Below are 22,338 nucleotides of genomic sequence, written 5' to 3'. Positions count from 1 at the left end.
TTTCTCTCTACTTAAGACCTGACCGATGATAGCCAGTTTAAATTCCAGACTATACTTAATTTTTCTGCTCATAAAATGCTCCTATTAAAGTGTCCAACTTTTTGGGGGCAGTCCAGCGCTGCGGGCTATTCTGCTCAATCAGGTTTATAAACAGGGGTTTCTGCCCAGTAAAAATGAAATGCATCGCCGTAGTTCGTGTCTCCACGGATCATAAAACCTTTTATTCTATCTGTAAGTTTTTCACGAGAATAGAATTAGGAAATGAGCGGTTTGTAGTACTTGGCGGTATGCAGCCCTGCTTTCGCTAATAGTCCTCGCTGCGCTGCGGGCTATTCTGCTCAATCAGGTTTATAAACAAGGGTTTCTGCCCAGTAAAAATGGAATGCTATTTTTCCATATAGCCCTGGTTGAAGCGTAAAGCGTAAAACGGGAAGAAACGGAGTGTTTTGTACAAGTCCTGCGCTCCTAAATAGGTTTGTGATTTTATCTTGTTGGTTGGTAGAAAAAAAATAGATTTTTTTTATTTAAACACCATGCGGGCGACTTTTATGTTAATCTCTTAATAGCCTAAAACTTATCCACATATTAGTTTAAGTGGCAAAATTTCCGTATTTTTGATACTTATTGTTTTTAATTAAAATATGAGCGAAGAACAGGATTTAAAGTCAAATTATTCGGCAGATAATATACAGGTTTTAGAAGGTTTGGAAGCGGTGCGTAAGCGCCCTTCAATGTATATAGGTGATACTGGGATTAAAGGTTTACACCACTTGGTTTACGAGGTTGTAGATAACTCAATTGATGAGGCTTTGGCCGGTCATGCAGATACGATCGATGTACGCATTTTGGAAGGCAACTCCATCAGGGTTGAAGATAATGGCCGCGGTATTCCGACCGGGATCAATACAAAAGAAAATAAATCGGCTTTGGAAATCGTTATGACGGTTTTACACGCCGGTGGTAAATTTGATAAAGATACTTATAAGGTTTCAGGTGGTTTACACGGAGTGGGGGTAAGTTGCGTTAACGCGTTATCTACCGACTTAAAAGCCGAGGTGCACCGCGAAGGTAAGATCTGGATGCAGGAATATAAAATTGGGGTTCCGCAGTACGATGTGAAAGAAGTTGGAACTACAGATAAGCGTGGTACTATAGTAACTTTCAGCCCGGATCCAACCATTTTTACTCAAACTACAGAATATAAATACGATACTCTGGCTAGCCGTTTACGTGAGTTGGCCTTTTTAAATAAAGGAATTAAATTAACTTTAACCGACGAGCGTGAGAAACTGGAAGATGGTTCGTTCCTTTCCGAAACTTTCCACTCTGAAGGTGGTTTAAAAGAATTCGTTGCTTTTCTGGATGATACCCGAACTTCAATTCTGGCAGAGCCGATTTATATCGAAGGCATTAAAAACGGCGTTCCGGTAGAGCTGGCTTTCCAATATAACGACAGTTATTCAGAGAATGTTCACTCTTATGTAAACAACATCAATACCCACGAAGGGGGTACGCATATTGCCGGTTTCCGCAGGGGCTTAACCCGTACTTTAAAAAACTATGCCGATAAGGAAGGTTTATTAAAGAACGTAAAAATGGAAATCACCGGTGATGACTTCAGGGAAGGTTTAACCGCAGTTGTTTCAGTAAAAGTACAGGAGCCACAATTTGAAGGACAGACCAAAACTAAGCTGGGGAACAGTGAGGTAATGGGATCTGTTGATGTAGCGGTAGGTGAGGCTTTAGGCAATTACCTGGAAGAAAACCCTAAAGAGGCTAAAATGATTATCAACAAGGTAATTTTAGCCGCTACTGCACGTGCCGCAGCACGTAAAGCACGTGAAATGGTGCAGCGTAAAAGCGTGATGGGTGGTTCGGGTTTGCCTGGTAAACTTGCCGATTGCTCTGATAGCGACCCGGAAAGATGTGAAATTTTCTTGGTAGAGGGTGATTCTGCGGGCGGTACTGCAAAACAGGGCCGCGACCGTAATATCCAGGCTATTTTACCATTAAAAGGTAAGATCTTGAACGTAGAGAAGGCAATGGAGCATAAAATCTACGAAAACGACGAGATCAAAAACATGTTTACCGCTATAGGGGTAAGTATTGGTACGCCGGAGGATAATAAGGCTTTAAATTTAACTAAACTCCGTTACCATAAGATCGTAATCATGACCGATGCTGATATTGATGGGTCGCACATTACCACATTGATTTTAACATTCTTCTATCGTTATATGAGAGCTTTAATCGAAGCCGGATATGTTTACATTGCATCGCCACCACTTTACCAGGTTAAAAAAGGTAAAGATTTCGAATATTGCTGGAATGATGCGCAACGTGATGCAGCTGTACAACGTTTAAAAGGTGCCGGTAAAGAAGACAGTGTACACATTCAACGCTACAAAGGTTTGGGTGAGATGAATGCAGAACAGCTTTGGGATACCACCTTAAACCCGGCTACACGTACTTTAATGCAGGCCACTATAGAAAGTGCTGCAGAATGTGATCATACTTTCTCGATGTTAATGGGCGACGAGGTTGCGCCGCGTAGAGAGTTTATCGAACGCAATGCAAAATACGCGAAGATAGACGCTTAAGCACCTAAAGCTCCTTAAGGAGATTTTAATATACAAACCCTCTTCAAGTTAAAGTCTTGAAGAGGGTTTTTTATTTTTTTGGGATATTAACTTTAAAAATTATATACATAATTTAATTATGTATATAATTTTTATATATATTTGATACATGGCAGTTAATAATGAATTATTTAAAGGTACTTTGCAGACCATCATTTTAAATCTTTTATCAGAAAATGAGAAGATGTATGGTTATGAGATTACTCAAAAAGTAAAATCTATTACCCAGGGCGAGCTCATGTTGAAGGAGGGGGCATTATATCCGGCTTTACATAAATTGGAAGCTGAGGGATTATTGGAAACAACAACAGAAGTAGTAGAAAACAGGGTGAGGAAATATTATTCCTTATCAAAAGATGGAGAGAAAGAAGTCGTAAATAAATTGCAGGAAGCGAAAGATTTTATTGCCCAGCTACAGTTATTGTTAAACTTAAAACCTGCAATTTAATGATACTAACAGCCCAACAGCACCAGCAAATTAAGGATTATATTTTTGATGCACCAAAATACATAGAAACCTATAATGAGGTTTATGATCATGTTGTAAATGCCCTCGAAGATAAAGATGAGGCTTACAGTATTGAATTGGTTGCTAAAATTATCAATGATGATTTTGGAAGTTTTAATGAGATTAAACAACAGGAAGAACTTTACCAAAAACAGATCAATAAAAAACAGGCAAAACTTTTTCTAAACGAACTTATAAATTCGTTTAAATGGCCCGGTTTACTAAGTAATATCGCGAATCTAATACTTTGCGTTTTTATTTATTGGGGTAGTACACGCTTAACCTTTAATACTAAACCAATAATGGGAGCGATTTTTATTTGTTTTATTCTTGTAACCCTTTTTATGTATACCAAAATATGGATCAGTAAAAGAAAAAATAAGAAATATTCGATTTTCGATAATGCTTTAGGTAGCTTATCTAGCTTTGGTTTGTTTGTTAGTGTTTTTACTTTCTACTGGTTCGTCAGCAAGGATAGTTTAATTTCCTTAGGCGAGCACAATAAAGTTATCATACTCCTCATATTATATTTTTTCTGTAGTTTTTATGTAAGGTCATTTAGGAAATTTTATAACCAAAAAATTAAAATACTTATTGCATACAGATGAATTTAACAAAAGAACAACTTGCCTACATCAGGTCTTTTATTCAGCAAAAAGGCTTTAAATATATCGATGTTCAAATGGAGATTTTAGACCATGTAGCATCAGCTGTCGAAGAAAAAATGGAAACAGATCCAGATCTTAAGTTTGAAGATGCATTAAATGAAACCCACAAAGCTTTTGGGCCGGATGGTTTTGCTGTTATTCAAAATTCGGTAGTTAATGGTTTAAAGAAAAAATACAGTAGATTTTTTTGGCAGAGTTTTCTGAACTATTTTCGTTATAAACATATCCTGCTGGTATTATTTCTTGGATTTTTTGTCTATAAATTGCAGGAAATAATGAGTAACAATGCTTTTTATATCATATATATTGCTGGGATGTTTAGCGTTTTTGGACTTTTGCTCCTTTATAATTTTAAGGATTCCATTTATAAACAATACATGTCTTACAAGTCAGCTGTTTCTTTTTTAACTCTACTTGGATCTTTTTTGGTTATTACAAATCTGGCCATTAGTAGAAGTAATCAGGTTTTAACCATATTTTCTTTAAACAGAAGTTTCCTTATTGTTTCGGTACTCATTACTTTATTTATTGTTTATTTTATCGCAGCCCTAAAAACGGCTAAAGCTGGAATGAGGGAGAGTAAACAATTGATGGACAAGTATAAACTTGTGGTGTAAAATATAGTGGTATTAGTTGTTTCCAGCTAATAAAAACACACTTCGATATAAAAATAAAGCCATTCAAATGTGAATGGCTTCTGTCATATTTATACACTATAAACCATTGATTCTTTTCATCCAAAAAGAAAGCATATGGCATTAACTAACCATCTCAAACCAATGAGATTTATCTTAACTGTGGGCGGTTACAAAATGTAATACGACCCAACAGGTGCCAGTTCTGTTTGTGGCTTATCTTCGTAAATTTTATTATCATCGAGCATTTGGCAAAGATCGCGTTCGATGGTCCTGCAGATTGTTGTGGTTGGTGTATCCGTAGGTTTGTTTTCAAAGGGATCCTGTAAATGGACAGCCATTTTCTCTACCAATAAGAAGAATGCCGCTATGGCTACTACTAAAGGAATTTCCATATATCCAAAGTATTCAATGAGACCAAAAGGCAGCAAAACAATAAACAAATGGATAGACATATTGATGTATTTGCTATAAGTAACCGGGAAAACGGTATTTTTAATCCTTTCCGATCCACCCATGTGGTTACACAATGCGGTTATGGTTTTATCAATCTCTATCTGTTGATATTTATTGATCCAACCCTCCTGTAAAGCCTTTTTTAAATCCATGGCATGTAACTCCAATAGGGTTGCGGTTACATTTTTGCGCTTTTTGATGAAAACAACTTCTTCGGGACTAAGGTATTCATCCAATCCTTTCCGGGCGTTAAAGCCTCTTAGCGACTGACTTAATGCATAACACCAGGCAATTTGTCTTTTGATGAAGCGGGCTTTAAATTCTTCGATTTCGTCCATTCCATAAGGGTTATCTACAAATGACAGTATCTGACGGGAGAGCGACCTTGAATCGTTTACGATGGCGCCCCAAAGAATCCTCGCCTCCCACCATCTGTCGTATGCCTGGTTGGAGCGGAATGCCAGTAAAAGGGAAATGATGGTTCCCAGTAAAGCTGGTACAGCAACAGGAATTGAAATACGCGTAACGTGGAAGTTTTCATATAATACTACAATGCCTATCGAGTATCCAATAACAAACAGGACTTCCTTTTTGATCTTTCCAAATATATAAGTGAGCGGAATATTATTTCGTAAAAGCATAGTATAAAGTTTAAAATGTGATGATTAAACGTTTGATTCTTGCAGCTGTGTCTCGTACATTTTTGTATCAACCAAGTTTTCGCTGGCATGAAGAGACAATGCATTTAATTGAATTACGGCGCAGCCTGCACGTTCTGTTAATATTTTAGGATCAATACTATACTTATTGATTGGTGTAAATGCGTAACCTTTAAGGTAGGCGATGCAGGATATATCAAAAGCCTCGAGGAAATTTTTAAATGCAGCCACAGTGCTTCCGTAGAAATATTCAATGCCAACCATGTTGATCTGATGAGCATATTTTTCTTTAACTGCTTCCAATTCACGGTAAAATTCGTCGCTGATGTTTTCGTAATCGCGGCTGCGACGGCTCAGCATCAGCATATCGGTAATAGAATCAGATAACTTGAAGGCATGAACAAAGATGATGTTTAGTTTCTCATTTGCCTGATGCTGCACCAGTGCATCTATGATCCTGATGCTTTCTAATTTAAAGTCGGTAGGCAATAATATTGTTTTCATGGCTATATCTTGTTTAAATAAACTACGTGATTATTATTACAAGTTTAACCTGCAAAAATTACAGCCAGATAAGAACAGGATTAGAATTAGATTAGAGGGTACTCCTTTTGGGAATTAGTTAGTAACGATATAACGTTTTTATATAGATTTTAAGCCGATCGCTTTTTTAATACCTCGAGGTAACGGTCAATCCGTCTTTTATTTTGCTGTTGCAGCAAACTGGGGTAAAGATTCATCAACACATTTACCAGCAGCATAATTAGTGCAAACAGGTATTGGCCCTGAACTATTTTAATGAACAAAAAAACAGTCATAAAAGAAAAGGCGAAAAGGTGGTTAAGTTCTGCAGTGGTCATTTCAAGCCGGTACCCTGTTAATTCTTTTGCCAGTATTGTTTTTTTTATGGAGAGCTTAGGGTTAAAAAACTTAAAGAAACTGTGCATAATGATCCATTTGAAGGGAGCTAGGCCAAGCCAGCGATTTATTTGTTCGCTTCTGACGAAATTCAGGTTTGACAGCCTTTTCTGGTAAAATGTAGTTTTGGCAAGGAAAGCGTTAATCACCATGCCCACAATCCATGAGATAAATGCAATGGATAAACTGAAAGTAAAATATTTGACCATGATGATAACCGCCGGTTTAGCGCCCTAATCGTTATTTGGGCCGAAAATAACAAATTATCTCCGTGTTTGGACCTTGGAATAGCAAAAAGTCATTGCTAAAGATTACTGACCGGTTTTCATAGGCCTTTTAACACATCTGCAGGTACTGATTAGCCCTTGATGGGTAACAAAACCTTAATTTCGGTACCCACACCTTCTTCAGATTTGATGGCAATGCTTCCCCTGTGCAGGCGGATAATATTAAGGGAGAGCGGAAGCCCGACCCCATAACCTTTAAAATCGCCGGTGTTAGAGGCGCGAAAGAAAGGTTCGAATATATGCTGGATATCGGTTTGCGGGATGCCGATACCGCGATCGGTTACACCGATTGAAAGCATGTTTGCTTTACTTTCAATATTAATGTTTACCAGGTTTTCGTTAGAATATTTGCTGGCGTTACTTACAATATTACTAATGGCCAGCTTCATCAGGTTTTTGTTTACGCGGAGCGAAAGCAGACTGTCATCATCAGGCAGTTTGCTAAAATCGATCTCAATTTTGCTGTTAGGATGTACCTGTTTTACCGAATCTGTGATTTCCCAAAGCAACTCGTCCATCCGTACCACTTCCCAAGGCTGGTTTTTGCCATTAAAACCCGATTGTGCGAGTCCCAGTAAACTGGTTAAAATGTGTTCAAGCCTTTCGGCCTCATCTTTTATTTTAGCAAGTGCCTTTTCCTGTTTCTCCGGGTCGGAAATATTTTTCTGGGCCAGTTCTACCTCGCCACTGATGATGGTAAGGGGAGTTCTTAACTCGTGCGAAGCATTGCTGATAAAATTGTTCTGTGTTTCGAAAGCCGTTTCCAAACGGTTAAGCATATTATTAAAGGTTTGGGCAAGCTGCGACATTTCATCGTTTCCCTTTTTTACATCCAACCGCAGGTGGAGGTTTTCTGCCTTGATTTTTTTTACACTTTTAATAATGTTACGCAGGGGCAAAAGCATGTAGTTGGAGAATTTCCAGCCGACTACAAAAGACAGAAATACCGACAGGAAAAAACCAATAATCAGGAGCCTTTGTAAAGCTTTTAATTCACGAAAACCAACCGGATCACTGGCCGAAACAATCACGATGTATTTGGTTTGACCATTTTTAAAGGATTTTCCGGCGTAAAAATGATTTTCAACCCGGTAACGGGCCATAACACCTGCCTTTATGCGGTTATAAAAGCTGGCAGGTAATTCGCGATCGAGTTTTTTCGTGGCTTCGCCCTCAAGTACTATATATTCTTTTTCGGATGGAAGACGTTCCAGGTACTGGTTGCGCATTTTTGCATAGGCTGTATTATTGGCATCCTCATAAAGTTTTATTTGGGCGTTAATATTCACCCTGGCCTCTAAACGTTTATAAAAATCTTCGAAAGCAAAATCGTTGGAAAAATACCATACAAAACCACTTAGCAGTGAAATGATAATTGCCGATAAAATGGCAAAAAGCAGGGTAATTTTCTTAGCGATCTCCATTTATTTTTCTTTCAGGATGTAACCTAAGCCTACAGCGGTATGAATTAGTTTTTGATCGGCATTTTTATCGATTTTTTTGCGGAGGTAATTCACATAAACATCAACCACATTGGTACCGAGGTTGAAATCGATGTCCCATACATTCTCCAGGATATCGATCCGCGAAAGGATTTTCGACTTATTTTTGGCCATATATTCCAGTAAGCGGTACTCAGTTGCTGTTAGTGTAATTTCCTGCTGGTTCCTTTTTACGGTTTTAGCACTTAGATTGATTTGTAAATCGGCAATCGTAATCACCTGGTCCTGCGAAATCACACCCTGGTATCTCCGTAACAACATCCTGATGCGTGCAAAAAGTTCTGCGAATTTAAAGGGTTTGATGAGGTAATCATCGGCACCGTTATCCAGGCCGTTTACCACGTTTTCGGTAGTGCCTAATGCAGTAAGCATAATGATCGGTATATTCGGCTTATGCTCCTTAATGATTTTGCAGAGCTCCAGGCCATTTATTCCAGGTAGCATGATGTCGAGAATAATCAGGTCGAACTGATTTTCTGCTGCCATCTGTTTTCCGATCAGGCCGTCAGGGGCAATGCTTACGTTAAACCCCTCATCGTTGAGGCCTCTCGAAATTACAGAAACCACATTGGGTTCATCTTCTACAAGTAATAAATTCATTTGTTGGCAAATAATCTAAAAAATAGCGAATTACAAAATATTAAGAGCCCGAAGTTGTTTTTTTAATGCTTTTTAACCTCTAACCGACACAATTGTTTGCGTTTTCTGGCTTAGGCAAAAAGAAAGCCCCTCAATTTTAATTGAGGAGCTTCTATTATTAATTTCAGTAAAAATTAGCTTCCTTTTTCTGACTTTTCTTTCAGCGATTTTAAACCTGCTTCAAAATCTTTGCCGATCATTTTATCCATGCTTACAAAAACGCACATCCATTTCGAAATCATGTTGTTTTCGCCGCTCATGGTCCAGGTTACTTTTTGCCCCGCCCCATCAGGTTGAATATCAAATTTGGTATCGGCTAAACTTTCGAAAGGTTTAATGAATTTTAGTTCGATATCTACATTGGTACTAGGTTTTGCTGTTAGTATCGTCATAGATCCTTGTCCGGTTTCCTTACCCTCCCAGGTGTAAATGTGCCCAGGCTGCCCAGGAGTACCAGCATAAGTGCTTTTAGCAGTTGGTTCCATTTTAGCCCATGGATTCCATTTGTAAAATTCTTTAAAATCGACGATGTTTTTATAAATTACGCTATCAGGTGCATTAATTACAGTGCTGCGACTAACAGAATAGGTTTTTGGTAATACCAAACCACCTATAACAAAGATAATTGCCAGTACGACAATAATACCTAGTAAGATTTTCAGAAATTTCATGTTTAATTGTTTTGGTTAACTTAAATTTATAAAGAAACCTGTATAAATCAAAACAAAATTTGTTTAAAACACCAGCCGGGAGATGCCCAACATAAGCAGTACGATAATGCCCGGTGCCCGGAAAATAATATAGAAAATTGCCATCCACGTTTAGTGGCAAACAGTTAAATTACCAGTTGTGTTATTTTTCTTTATAAAGCCGCAATTGGAGTTTTTTATAATCGATAACAGCTTTATACTGCATCAATATGTCGCTACCAATAATACCTATAATCGGTGGGTGGCCAAATTGTTGATAGGTATCGCTTACCGATTGGAGATCAAAGGCCACCGTTTCATAATCCCTGATTTTTAATGTGCCAATTTTTAGCAGCGGTATTGTGGCCTGGATGGTTGTAGTGGTAGTGAAAAGTGTAGCGGCATTGATCTCGTCTGATACCTGCAAGGATTCTGACAGGTGCTGTTCAATTAAAGATTTATCGAAAACAGTTCTTGACGCGCCAGTATCCAGCACGGCCCAATGTTGCTCTTTAAAAACAATAACTTCCATCAAAAGGTGGAAGCCATCGTCCTGTAGGTTGATCAGTTTTAAAGGAATAGAGACGGCTTTCATAGTAAATATTTATCTGCCTAAAATAGGCTAATTACCGGAAAACCATGCCACAAGTTGATTATTTGTTTTTAATTAGCTTTTTAACGAACTCCATTTCAGTGTCGTAGCCCTTTAAATACTCTTCAATTTTTGGCTGAACTTCATCGTCTGGTATTACACCATGGCCAAAGGGTGTACTATTTTGTTTTTCTTCAACAACAAATTTAATAAGCGGGATACGGCCTGTTAATTTGGAGTTGGGCAAAGTATAATGTATAAAATAGCCACTGGTATTGCCATAATATCCGCCGCCTGTTTCTTCGCCGATGAAACGCGCTTTGGTATAATTTTTGGCCAATGCGGCAAACTCCGAACCACCCGAAAAGCTTAAGCCACTAATCAGGATATACACATTACCTTTAAAACGGTTAACCTGTGGTGTATCGCTTTTATATTTTCCGGGTATGTTCAGATACCTGCCGTCTTTACTGCGGTAAAATTCATCCCTCAACTCCTTTTCGAAATCGTCTCGTGATTTTTTATCACGGTATTCGGTATAATCGAGAAAAGAAAAGGTAAAGGCCGGAATTTCGGCATACTTGTATTTAGGATATTCTTTATCAACCAGGTACGACATGAGGTGATCTTCCATAGCTTGTGCACCACCTTCATTTTTCCTGATATCGAGAACAAGTTGCTGTATCTTATAATTTGCAATGTCCTGGAAACTCTTGGCCAAAAATTCTTTAAAACCTTTTCTCCCGTCTTTATAGCTACTGGTAGAAAATGTATTTACCGTTAGTATAGCGGTGCTGTTTAGCGTATCGATTTTTAATGAAGCAGGTTCTTTATAGCTGTAATTGGGGATAGATGTTATTTCTTTTGATACAAATTTTCCATATTGCTTAAAGCTTAATGAGGGTATCTGGCTATAGGTCATCCTTTCACCAGTTTTAGGGTTGATCAGTTCGAGATTAAATGTGATAGGTTGCTGCTCGAAAAAACGCAGGTAATATTTGGAGAAAGCGGTTTCTATCCAATGGTATTTACTGGTGGTATTGTAACCATCGGCCGGCTCTATGGTTAAAAATTGTTCCAAGATGCTTTCGATACTGTTTCCGTTAATTTTTGAAACCTGCATTCCCCTGGTTTTGTAATTGCCTAAATCGTTCAGGATATAAACCTTTTTATCAAAGATCTTTACCAGAAAAGGAAAATACCTGCCATTTTGCCTGATGTAATTGTTGGTTTCTTCGGAAGGTTGAAGAGCGCTATGTCCTTCTTTAGTATAGGTAACTACAGGGGCAACAAGCTTGTAAAAATCCAAAGCGGTCATTTTATCTTTTATCTTACTTTTTTGCACATTGCAAAGGCTATCGAATTGGGTATAAGTATTGTACCATAGGCCAACATGTGTTTCAATAAAGGCATTTTTCAGGATGTTAAAATCCTGTTCGAGGGCTTTGTAACGCAATTTTTTTAACTTTTTGGACGGACTTTGTACGACAACCGAATAATGGCCTTCTTTTGCATTGGCTGTATCGGCTAGGGGTTTAACTATCAGGATAAAACTGGAGGTGCTATCGGGCGAGAAGACGATTTTTTCGCTGCCGAACCTGCCATTTGGCGAATCTACTTCCTGTATGGTTTTTCCATGCTGATCTTTTAAACCTATTGTAACATCAATTCCCTTTTGTTCAACCGTTATCGAATAGTATATATCTTTCTTTAACAGGAAGCTGAACGAAGCTTCTTCGCCTTGTTTTAAGGCTAAATCTGCTGTTTCTCTGTCTAACTTAAGTGGAACCGGGTTTTTAACAGCCTGCGCGTGTGCCGAGAGACCGAAAAATAACAAAATAAGGATGGTGATGCTATCTTTTTTCATTTGTGTTTGAGTATGACAGCAAAAATAAAGCTTAAACAGCTAAAGCTCTTGTACGATATTGCACTAAGTGCTTTAAGCCCTTTTATATTCGGAAGGCGTAACGCCGGTAAAGCGTTTGAAATGCCGCGACAGGTGGGGCACATCGTAAAAACCGGTTTCGATGGCAACATCCATTAGATCCGCTTCTTTGGTAATAAGCCTTTTGCATTTTTCTATGCGCTGTAAAAGGATGTAGTTGTTAGGCGTTAAACCGGTTTCGTGCTTAAATAAACGCAGGAATTTATATTTGTCTAATCCAAAACGTTTTGCGGTATCTGTTAATGAAAATTTCTCCATCAGGTCTTCGTTGATAAAACTTTGAAACAGTGCCGTTTTTTTATACTCGAAATGCATGCCCGAGGCATAGCGTGCAACCAGTTTCTCTAAAACGTTAAGCAATTCTTTTTCCAGATTAACCTCAGGATTATTAAAATGTATGGATAAATAGTGAAAGCTGTTGCAGAGATCCCGATCGTAAATGATTTTATCCTCAAAAAAAACATCACGGCCTTTATTTAAGGTTTTGAGCACATCGGGTTGGATGTAGAAGGTAAAGAAAGAGTTGCCTAGTTTATTATCGCAGGGGGTGGCATGTACCTCGTTGGGATTGGTGATTGACAGTGTACCGATCGGAGCCTGTAAAAATTTATCGCTGAGTTTGGTGCAGAAAGTCTGATTTAAGATCAGCGTAATATTAAAATTATTGTGTGTGTGAAAAGGGAAATCAATGGTGTGCTTTTTAGCGTTCAGCAGTTCCAGGCCATCTAAAATGGGTATTTTATGGTAGGTACTGATGTTATGTGTATCAGTCAAAATGTTATTTACACCGTGGATATTCAATGTTTAAAGCAATTATTTAATAAGATAGTCGTCATCCCGACTGAAGTGCAGCGTAATGCGCCCCTGCTTCGGGCAGGGAGAGATCTATCTTGAATAAAAGACCCTGAAACAAGTTCAGGGCTGACGATATGCCTGAGAGATCTATCTAACCAGATTTAGCTTCGTTAAGCACCCGGTGGTTCTCGACTTAGTTGCCGATGTTAAAACGGTGCAAATTGCACTCCGTCCGACATGACGATCCTTTATAATTATACAAGCTTCATCTCAGCCAGTACGTTATTCATATTTCTAACCGCATCGGCACTTTTATTAAATGCTGTCTGCTCATCTTCTGTCAATTTGAAATCGATTATTTTCTCCCAACCATTGCGGCCTATAATTACCGGAACACCTAAACAGATATCGTGCTGTCCGTATTCACCCTCAAGTGAAACACAGCAGGTGAACAGTTTTTTCTCGTCGCGTAAAATGGCCTCAACTAATGCGGCTCCGGCTGCACCAGGTGCATACCATGCAGAAGTTCCGATTAATCCGGTTAAAGTAGCGCCGCCAACCATTGTATCAGCCGCAACTTTATCAAGTGTCGTTTTATCGAGTAAATTGCTTACCGGTAAACTTTGATAAGTGGCTAAACGGGTAAGGGGAATCATGGTAGTATCGCCGTGACCGCCGATTACAAAACCTTGTAAATCGTTCGGGTTGCAGTTCAGTGCCTGCGATAGGTAAAATTTGAAACGTGAGCTATCTAATGTTCCGCCCATACCAATGATGCGTTTTTTTGGTAAACCCAACGATTTTAAGGCCAGGTAGGTCATGGTATCCATCGGGTTGCTGATGACGATGAAGATGGCTTCTGGTGAGAATTTTAAAATATTTTCGGCAACGCCTTTTACGATACCAGCATTAATACCGATCAGCTCTTCGCGGGTCATGCCCGGTTTACGCGGCAGGCCCGAGGTAATTACTACAACATCCGAACCGGCGGTTTTACTGTAATCGCCAGTAACGCCCGTTATTTTGGTATCGAAGCCCAAAAGGGTAGCTGTTTGCATCATATCTATCGCCTTGCCTTCGGCAAAACCTTCTTTAATATCCAATAGAACCAGCTCATTGGCCAATTCTTTGCGGGCAATATTATCTGCGCAAGTGGCACCAACTGCACCTGCACCAACAACCGTTACTTTCATAATATTATATTTTTAGTGGTTTGCTCATCGTTAAATATCTGTCGAAGGTAGAAATAAATATAAGGTTTAAAAATGCTTTTCAAAACTTTATAATTTAATCGAGGTTTATTAAGTAAGTACTAAACAGAGATTTTTGTTCTGACAAATTATGGAAAATAAACCCATTGCTAATATCGATTACAAAGCTTTCGAGGGTAAATGGTATTCTTTATACTCTATCCCAACTTTATTGGATAAACACTGGAAACGGACTACCGAAACTTACACATTAATCGACAATGATCATTTTGATGTATATACCATCTACCATAAAGATGGAAAACCAGAAGAAAAATCGATCACTTCAAAACTATTTTTTGAGAAGGGTAAAGCAGATGGCGATATGAAAGCCCAGTTTTTATGGCCTTTTAAAATCGGTTACTGGGTAATCGAGCTGGCCGTCGATTATAGTTATGTGGTAGTGGGACATCCCGATGAAAAATACCTTTTTATCATGGCACGCGAACCTAAAATGGAGGCCGATTTATTGGTACACATTATTGAAAGATGCAGGCAGAAGGGATACAATGTAAGCGAGTTGGTGAGTCAGGAGCATTTTTAACCAGTTTTAAGCTTTTATCATTCTGAGTAGTGAAGAATCTTGTTGTTATTTTAATTTTAAAGATTTATGTCTTCATGAACCAATTCAGTTCATTCGTCATATTTTGTTGATAAAATCCTGACAACTTCAGCCTTCAAATTCCCTATTTTTGAAGAACCGTTATTACGCCTAAACGGTTAATTCTTTACTGCAGCATATGTACTTAATTTTTGATACCGAAACCACGGGTTTGCCCCGCAATTACAATGCACCCATTACCGATACGGATAACTGGCCGCGCTGTATACAGATTGCCTGGCAATTGCATGATGAGATGGGGAGATTGGTTGAACATCAGGATTATCTGGTAAAACCAGAGGGATTTAACATTCCTTATGATGCAGAACGGATCCACGGTATTTCTACTGAATTAGCAACAGAACAGGGCATCGGTTTTGACGAAATGCTGGCCAAGTTTAATGAAGTTTTAAACAAGGCAAAATTTATTGTCGGCCAGAATATTGGTTTCGATGTTAACATTATGGGCTGTGAGTTTCACCGTTTTGGTGTAGCCAACCGGCTGGCAGAAATGCCTGTTTTAGATACCTGTACTGAAGTAACCGCCCAGTTATTACAATTGCCCGGAGGTAGGGGAGGTAAATTTAAACTGCCAACCTTAACCGAACTGCATTCTTATTTATTTGGTGTTCCTTTTAGCGAAGCCCATAATGCAACTGCCGATGTTGAAGCCACCACCCGCTGTTTTCTGGAACTGGTAAAAAGAGAGGTTTTCAAAAAAGAAGAATTACTGGTTGACGCGGAGTATTTTCCACGTTTCAGGGAGGTAAATCCAGGCCTTATTGAAGGGATTGGCTTACAGCACATCAATTTAAAAGCGGCCTCTGATGAAATCCGTAAACGCCAGCAAAAAACTGAAGGCTCAGGGATTTCCAAACAGACCCTTACAGATAACAGGCATGAGCTTGCTGCGGCAACTTTTGTGCACCTGCATAACCACACCCAGTTTTCGGTATTGCAGAGTACCATCAGTATTTCCGATCTGGTAAAAGCCGCTGCTGCGCAAAAAATGCCTGCCGTAGCCATGACCGATCATGCCAATATGATGGGGGCTTTCCATTTTGTTAACAATGTTTTAAACCATAATAAAGCTGCCGAAGCTAAAAATGCAGCTGCGATTGAAGCAGGAGAGCGCCCTACAGAGGTGATCATGACACCAATTGTTGGGGTAGAATTTTTTGTTTGTAATGACCATTTAGACCGTACCGCAAAAGATAACGGCTACCAGATGGTGTTACTGGCCAAGAATAAAAAGGGCTACCACAACCTGGCTAAAATGTCGTCTATTGCCTATACAAAAGGCTTTTATTACGTTCCGCGTATCGATAGAGGAATAATTGAACAATATAAAGACGATATTATTGTCCTTTCCGGAAACCTTTCGGGAGAGATTTCGAATAAAATATTAAACCTCGGCGAAAATCAGGCAGAAGAAGCCCTACTCTGGTGGAAAGCCCAGTTTGGCGATGATTTTTATATCGAGGTAATGCGCCACAACCAGGAAGATGAAGACCGTGTAAACGAAACTTTAATTGCCCTGGCCAATAAACATGAGGTTAAATTAGTGGCCACTAACAACACCTATTATGTAAATAAAAAGGATGCCAACGCGCACGATATTTTACTCTGTGTAAAAGACGGCGAAAAGCAGGCTACACCGATAGGCCGTGGCCGCGGTTACCGCTATGGTTTGCCCAATCAGGAATATTATTTTAAATCGGCTGATGAAATGAAGGCGCTTTTTGCCGATTTACCTGAAGCGATTCTGAATATCCAGGAGATTCTTGATAAAATTGAAACCTATAAACTTGCCCGCGAGGTACTTTTACCTAAATTCGATATCCCTGAAGAATTTTTGGTTGCCGAAGATGAAACCGATGGTGGAAAGCGTGGAGAGAACAAATTTTTAAGACATTTAACTTACGAAGGTGCCAAACGCCGCTATGGAACTTTAACCGATGATGTAATTGAGCGTTTGGATTTCGAGTTGGCTACGATCGAAAAAACCGGTTACCCCGGCTACTTTTTGATTGTGCAGGATTTTATTGCCGAGGCGCGAAACCTCGATGTATCGGTAGGTCCGGGCAGGGGATCAGCTGCCGGTTCTGCAGTGGCCTACTGTTTAGGAATTACCAATATTGACCCGATTAAATACGACCTGCTTTTTGAGCGTTTCCTAAACCCTGATCGTGTATCCATGCCCGATATCGATATCGACTTTGATGACGAGGGGCGTGGTCGTGTAATGGATTATGTAATTAATAAATATGGTGCCAACCAGGTAGCGCAGATTATTACTTACGGTACCATGGCCGCCAAATCATCTATACGCGATACGGCACGGGTACTGGATCTGCCTTTGTTCGAGGCTGATAAAATTGCGAAGCTGATTCCGAATATGAAGCTCGCCAAAATCTTTAACCTCGATGAGAAGAGTTTAAAGGATGCCTTGCGCCCCGATGAATACGAGAAGGTAGTAGAGTTGAAAAACCTGGGCAGCCAGAAGGATCTAAGTGCCGAAACCATTCAACAGGCGCAGGTTTTGGAAGGGTCGTTAAGGAATACAGGTATTCACGCCTGTGGGGTAATTATTACACCTAGCGATATTACCAACTTCGTTCCCGTTTCGGTTGCCAAAGATTCTGATTTATACGTTACCCAGTTTGATAACTCGGTGGTAGAAAGTGCCGGTTTATTAAAAATGGACTTCCTGGGGTTAAAAACGCTGACCCTGATCAAGGATACGGTAAAACTGGTAAAGAAAAGGCATGGTATCGATCTCAATCCCGATAATTTCCCGATTGACGATGTCATGACCTACGAACTTTTCCAGCGTGGCGAAACCATCGGGATTTTCCAGTACGAGAGTCCGGGTATGCAGAAGTACATGAAAGAACTTAAGCCAACGGTTTTCGACGATTTAATTGCCATGAATGCATTATACCGTCCGGGCCCTATGGAGTATATTCCAAGTTTCGTACGCCGTAAAAATGGTGAAGAAGAAATTAAATACGATTTGGATGCCTGCGAAGAATACCTGAAAGAAACATATGGTATTACCGTTTACCAGGAGCAGGTAATGCTTTTATCTCAGAAACTGGCCGGATTTACCAAAGGTGAGGCCGATGTTCTCCGTAAGGCGATGGGTAAGAAACAGAAAGACGTTCTGGATAAAATGAAGCCTAAATTTGTAAAGCAAGCTTCAGAAAAAGGCCATGATGCAACCATTTTAGAGAAAATCTGGAAAGACTGGGAAGCATTTGCATCTTATGCCTTCAATAAATCGCACTCCACCTGTTATGCCTGGATTGCTTATCAAACGGCTTATTTAAAGGCACATTACCCTGCTGAATATATGGCTGCCGTACTTTCCAACAACATGAGCGATATTAAGCAGGTGGCTTTCTTTATGGAAGAATGCCGCCAAATGGGGGTTACCGTATTAGGTCCGGATGTAAACGAATCTGATCTTAAATTCTCGGTTAACGCCAAAGGCGAAGTCCGTTTTGGGATGTCGGCGGTAAAAGGTGTGGGTGAAAAAGCGGTAGAAAGTATTATCGAAGAACGGAATGGCAATGGTCCTTATGCCAGTGTTTACGATTTTGCAAAACGTTCCAATACCCGTATTGTAAACAAAAAAGCGTACGAGAGTTTTGTGTACAGTGGTGCTTTCGATGCCTTCGGCGGGCACAGGGCACAATATTTCTACATTGGTCCGAACGATAAGATGAACGGCATAGAGAAAATTATCAAATATGCCAACGATTTCCAGAACAACGAAAGTACCTCCCAGGCTTCTTTGTTCGGAGGATCTAAAGCCGATCTCATTTTGGAACCTACCTTACCTGTATCGCCGGAATGGGCCTTGATGGACCGGTTGAAATACGAAAAAGATGCCATCGGCATTTTCCTTTCCGGCCATCCGCTGGATAACTATAAGCTCGAACTCGATAAATTCTGTACCCACAATGTCAGACAGCTCAGTATCATCAACAAGGTGCGGATGGGCGATAGCAATGAAGAAGTACTTGCCGAGTTTGAGAAACTGAAAAACCGTGAACTCTGCGTAGGCGGTTTGGTGGTAACTGCATCGCAGCGTATTACCAAAACCGGTAAGCCTTTCGGTACTTTTGTTTTCGAAGATTACGATGATGCCTGTGAAATGGCGCTTTTCGGTGAGGATTTCTTGAAATTCAAATCATTTTTAACCGAAGGCTATTTCTTGCAGATCAGGGGCAGGGTAGGTGAGCGTTTTGGTAAGGCCGGCGACTGGGAATTTAAAATCACTGCGATTAACCTCATGTCAGAACTGCGCGATAAATTGGCTAAAAGTTTAACCATTCAGGTGCCTATAGAGCGGGTTAACGATCAGCTAATGAAGGAGATTGAAGCAATATTAGCAGACAATAAGGCAAATTCAGAGCAGCAGAACTGCCAACTTAACTTTGCTGTTTTTGATAGCGAGAAACAGATAATGCTCGATTTACCTTCAAAGAATTTAAAAATAAACCCCAATAACAAGTTCCTTGAACAATTAATGGGAATGAATGTGGTAAATTACAAGCTGAACTAAGGTATAAGGCCTGAGGTTTAAGGTGGAAGGTTAAAGCGCCTAAACCTTGTACCCTTCACCTTTAAGCACTTTACCTCAAAATAATGTCAAATTGACATTACAGATGTGTTGGCATTACAATTGAATACATATATTTGAAAATAAAAAAAATAGTTATGGCATTAGAAATCACAGATGCAAACTTCGAGGAGCTTGTATTAAAATCAGATAAACCCGTATTGGTAGATTTTTGGGCAGAATGGTGTGGCCCTTGTCGCATGGTTGGTCCAGTAGTAGAAGAAATTGCTAAAGAATATGATGGTAAAGCGGTAGTTGGAAAAGTAAACGTTGATAACAACCCTCAAATTTCGATGCAGTTTGGTATCCGTAACATCCCTGCGTTATTATACTTTAAAGACGGACAGGTAGTAGACAAACAGGTAGGAGCCGTTCCAAAATCAATTTTAGCCGATAAATTAAACAAGCAACTGGCTTAATTTAAGCTTAAAGCAAAAAAAATCAAAGCCTAAAGGCTTGTAACATATTTAAAACCCAGGTTCATTTAGTGGATTTGGGTTTTTTATTGTAAACATAATTTTGTTTCTTTATTTAAAAAACTCAAACATGTCGGTTAACATATTTAGCAATAGAAATTTAAGCATTTTATTAACGGGTTTGGCCCTGAACTGTGTAAATATTTCATGTGTGGAAGCGCAGAATCCTGTTGAAACCAACCAGCCATCTGCCGATTTTAAACCTGCTTTTGCCGGGCAAACGAGAATTGCCGGTATTAAAACCAAAACCCCATTAGATATTTCGGTCATTAATGAAAAGCTTGAAAATCCATGGGCAATTTCGGTACTTCCTAATGGCGGTTTCCTGATTACCCAAAAGCAGGGCACCATGGTGATCCTTACAGCTGATGGAAAATTGAGTAAAAAGATTACAGGTTTGCCAAAGGTAGATCCATCCGGTCAGGGTGGCTTACTGGATGTAACCTTAGATCCCAACTTTGCAAAAAACAGGTTAATTTACTGGGCTTATTCAGAACCACAGAAAGATGGTGTTTTATTGGCCATTGCCAAAGGTAAATTAGCCGCAAATGAAACATCTGTTGAAAACCAAACTGTTATTTATCGTGCTACACCTGCTTATGGCGGAAAACTTCAGTACGGATCGAGAATCGTTTTCGATAAAAACGGAAATTTATTTGTAAGTACAGGCGAACGCTCTGGAAGTGATATCAGAATACAGGCACAATATTTGAATTCTTCGTTGGGTAAAATTTTACACCTTACGCCAGAGGGTAAGGCGGTTGCTAACGGACCATTTGCCGGTAAAGCCGATGCCAGACCTGAAATTTATGCCTACGGACTCCGTAACCCGGATGGCTTGGCCATTAATCCCTTAACGGGCGATTTATGGGAGGCAGAATTTGGCCCTAAAGGAGGTGATGAAGTAAATATTATTAAACCAGGTAAAAATTATGGTTGGCCAATCATCACTTACGGAACAGAGTACAGTGGTAAAAAAGTAGGCGAGGGTATAACGCAGAAAGAAGGTATGGAACAACCGGTCTATTACTGGAACCCAAGTATTTCACCTGGTTGCATAGCTTTTTATAACAGCAATAGTATAGCCGAGTGGAAGGGTAATTTGTTTGTAGGTGGATTAAGTGGTTCGCACATTATCCGGCTGGTGATAAAAGATGACAAGATTGTTGGCGAAGAGCGCTTGTTGGAAGGTAAAGGCGAACGTTTTCGCGATATGGCAGAAGGTAAGGATGGAGCGCTTTATTCGGTAACCGATAACGGACATTTATATCGGATTGCGAAGAAGTAATTAAACTAAACCCATCAGGTTTCAAGAACCTGATGGGTTTTTAGCATATTGATCCCGAATTCTTTTTGAGTTCAGGATTTTTTTTGAGCAATACGCTCAATTTTTCAGATCACTTTTGGTTTTGCCCTTACCTTGTACCTGACTTTTGAAACTTGGCAAGTGTTGACTAATTTTCCGTTTTTTTAATAAATCTTTTATTAGCTTTACGCTATGCAGGTTGTAAACTACGAAAACGAAACAAGCTATGGTAATTTAGAATTGCTTGCCGTCCAGGTAGTAGAAGGTTTTATTACGGGCTTGCATAAAAGTCCGTTCCATGGTTTTTCGGTCGAATTTGCCGAACACCGCCAATATAATAACGGCGATAATGTTAAAAATATCGACTGGAAATTATATGCCAAAACCGATAAACTTTACAGCAAACGTTTCGAAGAAGAAACCAATCTGCGGTGCCAGTTTGTGATCGATGTTTCCTCATCAATGTACTTTCCGGAGCCTAAAAGTAACAAACTTACCTTTTCCATACAGGCTGTGGCATCTTTAATGTACCTTTTGAAGAAACAACGCGATGCTTTCGGGTTAAGCTTATTTACTGATGAGATCTTGTTAAATTCGCCTGCAAAATCGACAACGGTTCACCAGAAATATTTATTTACCCAGTTGGAGCAGCTGTTGCAGAAACCTAAGGTAAATGCACAGACCAATTTAAGTGAGGCGCTACACCAGGTGGCAGAACTGATCCATAAACGATCTTTGGTAATTATCTTTAGCGACCTGTTCAATACGCAGACCAGTGCCGATAAAACTGACCAGTTTTTTGATTCGCTGCAACACCTTAAGTTTAATAAACATGAGGTGGTGGTTTTTAACGTGGTTGATAGGACCAAAGAGGTAGATTTCAATTTTGAAAACCGCCCGTATCAGTTTATTGATATGGAAACCGGCGAAACCATAAAAGTACATACTAACCAGGTAAAGGAAAACTATACTGCTGCGGTTTCTGCTTACCGACAGCAGGTTGCGCTGAAATGTGCCCAATATAAAATCGACTTAATTGATGCCGATATAAACGAGGGGTTTTATCCCATTCTGCAGTCTTATTTGATCAAACGGCAAAAATTAGGTTAATATTTGTTACAAACAACACGGTTTTAGCGCTGT

At 39.5% G+C, this 22,338-nt stretch carries 19 protein-coding genes; 9 read left to right on the top strand and 10 right to left on the bottom strand.

Annotated elements, in window-relative coordinates:
- Nucleotides 1-641: 641 nt before the first annotated feature.
- From gyrB to ACFSR6_RS18745, 4 genes are all read left to right on the top strand, one after another.
- On the top strand, nt 642-2,600 hold the full coding sequence (gyrB, locus tag ACFSR6_RS18760; protein ID WP_379081720.1) for a DNA topoisomerase (ATP-hydrolyzing) subunit B: 1,959 nt from the start codon (nt 642-644) through the stop codon (nt 2,598-2,600).
- Between the two features lie 148 nt (nt 2,601-2,748).
- On the top strand, nt 2,749-3,087 hold the full coding sequence (locus tag ACFSR6_RS18755; RefSeq protein WP_167293295.1) for a PadR family transcriptional regulator: 339 nt from the start codon (nt 2,749-2,751) through the stop codon (nt 3,085-3,087).
- Entirely contained in the window at nt 3,087-3,755 is a 669-nt protein-coding gene (locus ACFSR6_RS18750) for a hypothetical protein (RefSeq protein ID WP_379081718.1), read from the top strand. Before ACFSR6_RS18755 ends, ACFSR6_RS18750 begins: the two co-directional genes overlap by 1 nt.
- On the top strand, nt 3,752-4,432 hold the full coding sequence (locus ACFSR6_RS18745) for a hypothetical protein (protein WP_379081716.1): 681 nt from the start codon (nt 3,752-3,754) through the stop codon (nt 4,430-4,432). Before ACFSR6_RS18750 ends, ACFSR6_RS18745 begins: the two co-directional genes overlap by 4 nt.
- Nucleotides 4,433-4,620: 188 nt before the next feature.
- Here ACFSR6_RS18745 and ACFSR6_RS18740 read toward each other — a convergent pair whose 3' ends face one another.
- From ACFSR6_RS18740 to mdh, 10 genes are all read right to left on the bottom strand, one after another.
- Nucleotides 4,621-5,547: a bestrophin family protein gene (locus ACFSR6_RS18740; RefSeq protein WP_379081714.1), complete on the bottom strand. Its 927-nt coding sequence runs from the start codon at nt 5,545-5,547 to the stop codon at nt 4,621-4,623.
- 24 nt (nt 5,548-5,571) lie between these two features.
- Nucleotides 5,572-6,069, bottom strand: a complete 498-nt coding sequence (locus ACFSR6_RS18735) for a hypothetical protein (protein WP_379081712.1) — start codon at nt 6,067-6,069, stop codon at nt 5,572-5,574.
- Between the two features lie 149 nt (nt 6,070-6,218).
- Nucleotides 6,219-6,692, bottom strand: coding sequence for a glycosyl-4,4'-diaponeurosporenoate acyltransferase CrtO family protein (locus ACFSR6_RS18730; RefSeq protein WP_379081710.1), 474 nt, complete (start codon nt 6,690-6,692; stop codon nt 6,219-6,221).
- A 149-nt stretch (nt 6,693-6,841) separates the two neighbouring features.
- Nucleotides 6,842-8,194, bottom strand: a complete 1,353-nt coding sequence (locus ACFSR6_RS18725) for a HAMP domain-containing sensor histidine kinase (RefSeq protein WP_379081708.1) — start codon at nt 8,192-8,194, stop codon at nt 6,842-6,844.
- Nucleotides 8,195-8,872, bottom strand: a complete 678-nt coding sequence (locus ACFSR6_RS18720) for a response regulator transcription factor (protein WP_379081705.1) — start codon at nt 8,870-8,872, stop codon at nt 8,195-8,197.
- A gap of 173 nt (nt 8,873-9,045) precedes the next feature.
- Nucleotides 9,046-9,582, bottom strand: a complete 537-nt coding sequence (locus tag ACFSR6_RS18715; RefSeq protein ID WP_379081703.1) for an SRPBCC family protein — start codon at nt 9,580-9,582, stop codon at nt 9,046-9,048.
- A gap of 181 nt (nt 9,583-9,763) precedes the next feature.
- Nucleotides 9,764-10,195, bottom strand: coding sequence for an aspartyl protease family protein (locus ACFSR6_RS18710; RefSeq protein WP_379081701.1), 432 nt, complete (start codon nt 10,193-10,195; stop codon nt 9,764-9,766).
- 58 nt (nt 10,196-10,253) lie between these two features.
- On the bottom strand, nt 10,254-12,059 hold the full coding sequence (locus ACFSR6_RS18705; protein ID WP_379081698.1) for a S41 family peptidase: 1,806 nt from the start codon (nt 12,057-12,059) through the stop codon (nt 10,254-10,256).
- 72 nt (nt 12,060-12,131) lie between these two features.
- Nucleotides 12,132-12,911, bottom strand: coding sequence for a helix-turn-helix domain-containing protein (locus tag ACFSR6_RS18700; protein ID WP_379081696.1), 780 nt, complete (start codon nt 12,909-12,911; stop codon nt 12,132-12,134).
- 275 nt (nt 12,912-13,186) lie between these two features.
- Complete coding sequence (gene mdh, locus ACFSR6_RS18695; RefSeq protein WP_379081694.1) at nt 13,187-14,125, bottom strand: malate dehydrogenase; 939 nt, start codon at nt 14,123-14,125, stop codon at nt 13,187-13,189.
- A 148-nt stretch (nt 14,126-14,273) separates the two neighbouring features.
- On the opposite strand from mdh, the gene ACFSR6_RS18690 reads away from it, so the two are divergent.
- The 5 genes from ACFSR6_RS18690 (at nt 14,274) to ACFSR6_RS18670 (ending at nt 22,305) form a co-directional block, all read left to right on the top strand.
- Nucleotides 14,274-14,726 carry a lipocalin family protein gene (locus ACFSR6_RS18690; protein ID WP_379081692.1) on the top strand — a complete coding sequence of 151 codons (453 nt, stop codon included), beginning with the start codon at nt 14,274-14,276 and terminating at the stop codon, nt 14,724-14,726.
- Between the two features lie 196 nt (nt 14,727-14,922).
- Nucleotides 14,923-19,356, top strand: coding sequence for a DNA polymerase III subunit alpha (gene dnaE / locus ACFSR6_RS18685; protein ID WP_379081690.1), 4,434 nt, complete (start codon nt 14,923-14,925; stop codon nt 19,354-19,356).
- Nucleotides 19,357-19,511: 155 nt separating this feature from the next.
- Nucleotides 19,512-19,832 carry a thioredoxin gene (trxA, locus tag ACFSR6_RS18680; protein WP_113948464.1) on the top strand — a complete coding sequence of 107 codons (321 nt, stop codon included), beginning with the start codon at nt 19,512-19,514 and terminating at the stop codon, nt 19,830-19,832.
- Between the two features lie 127 nt (nt 19,833-19,959).
- Nucleotides 19,960-21,177 carry a PQQ-dependent sugar dehydrogenase gene (locus ACFSR6_RS18675; protein WP_379081687.1) on the top strand — a complete coding sequence of 406 codons (1,218 nt, stop codon included), beginning with the start codon at nt 19,960-19,962 and terminating at the stop codon, nt 21,175-21,177.
- A 210-nt stretch (nt 21,178-21,387) separates the two neighbouring features.
- Nucleotides 21,388-22,305, top strand: coding sequence for a DUF58 domain-containing protein (locus ACFSR6_RS18670; RefSeq protein WP_379081685.1), 918 nt, complete (start codon nt 21,388-21,390; stop codon nt 22,303-22,305).
- Nucleotides 22,306-22,338 lie beyond the last annotated feature (33 nt).

Source organism: Pedobacter vanadiisoli (assembly GCF_042684385.1).
Classification (GTDB): domain Bacteria; phylum Bacteroidota; class Bacteroidia; order Sphingobacteriales; family Sphingobacteriaceae; genus Pedobacter; species Pedobacter vanadiisoli.
The sequence above is the reverse complement of the archived record's forward strand: the minus strand, read 5'-3'. Positions and strand labels throughout refer to the sequence as shown.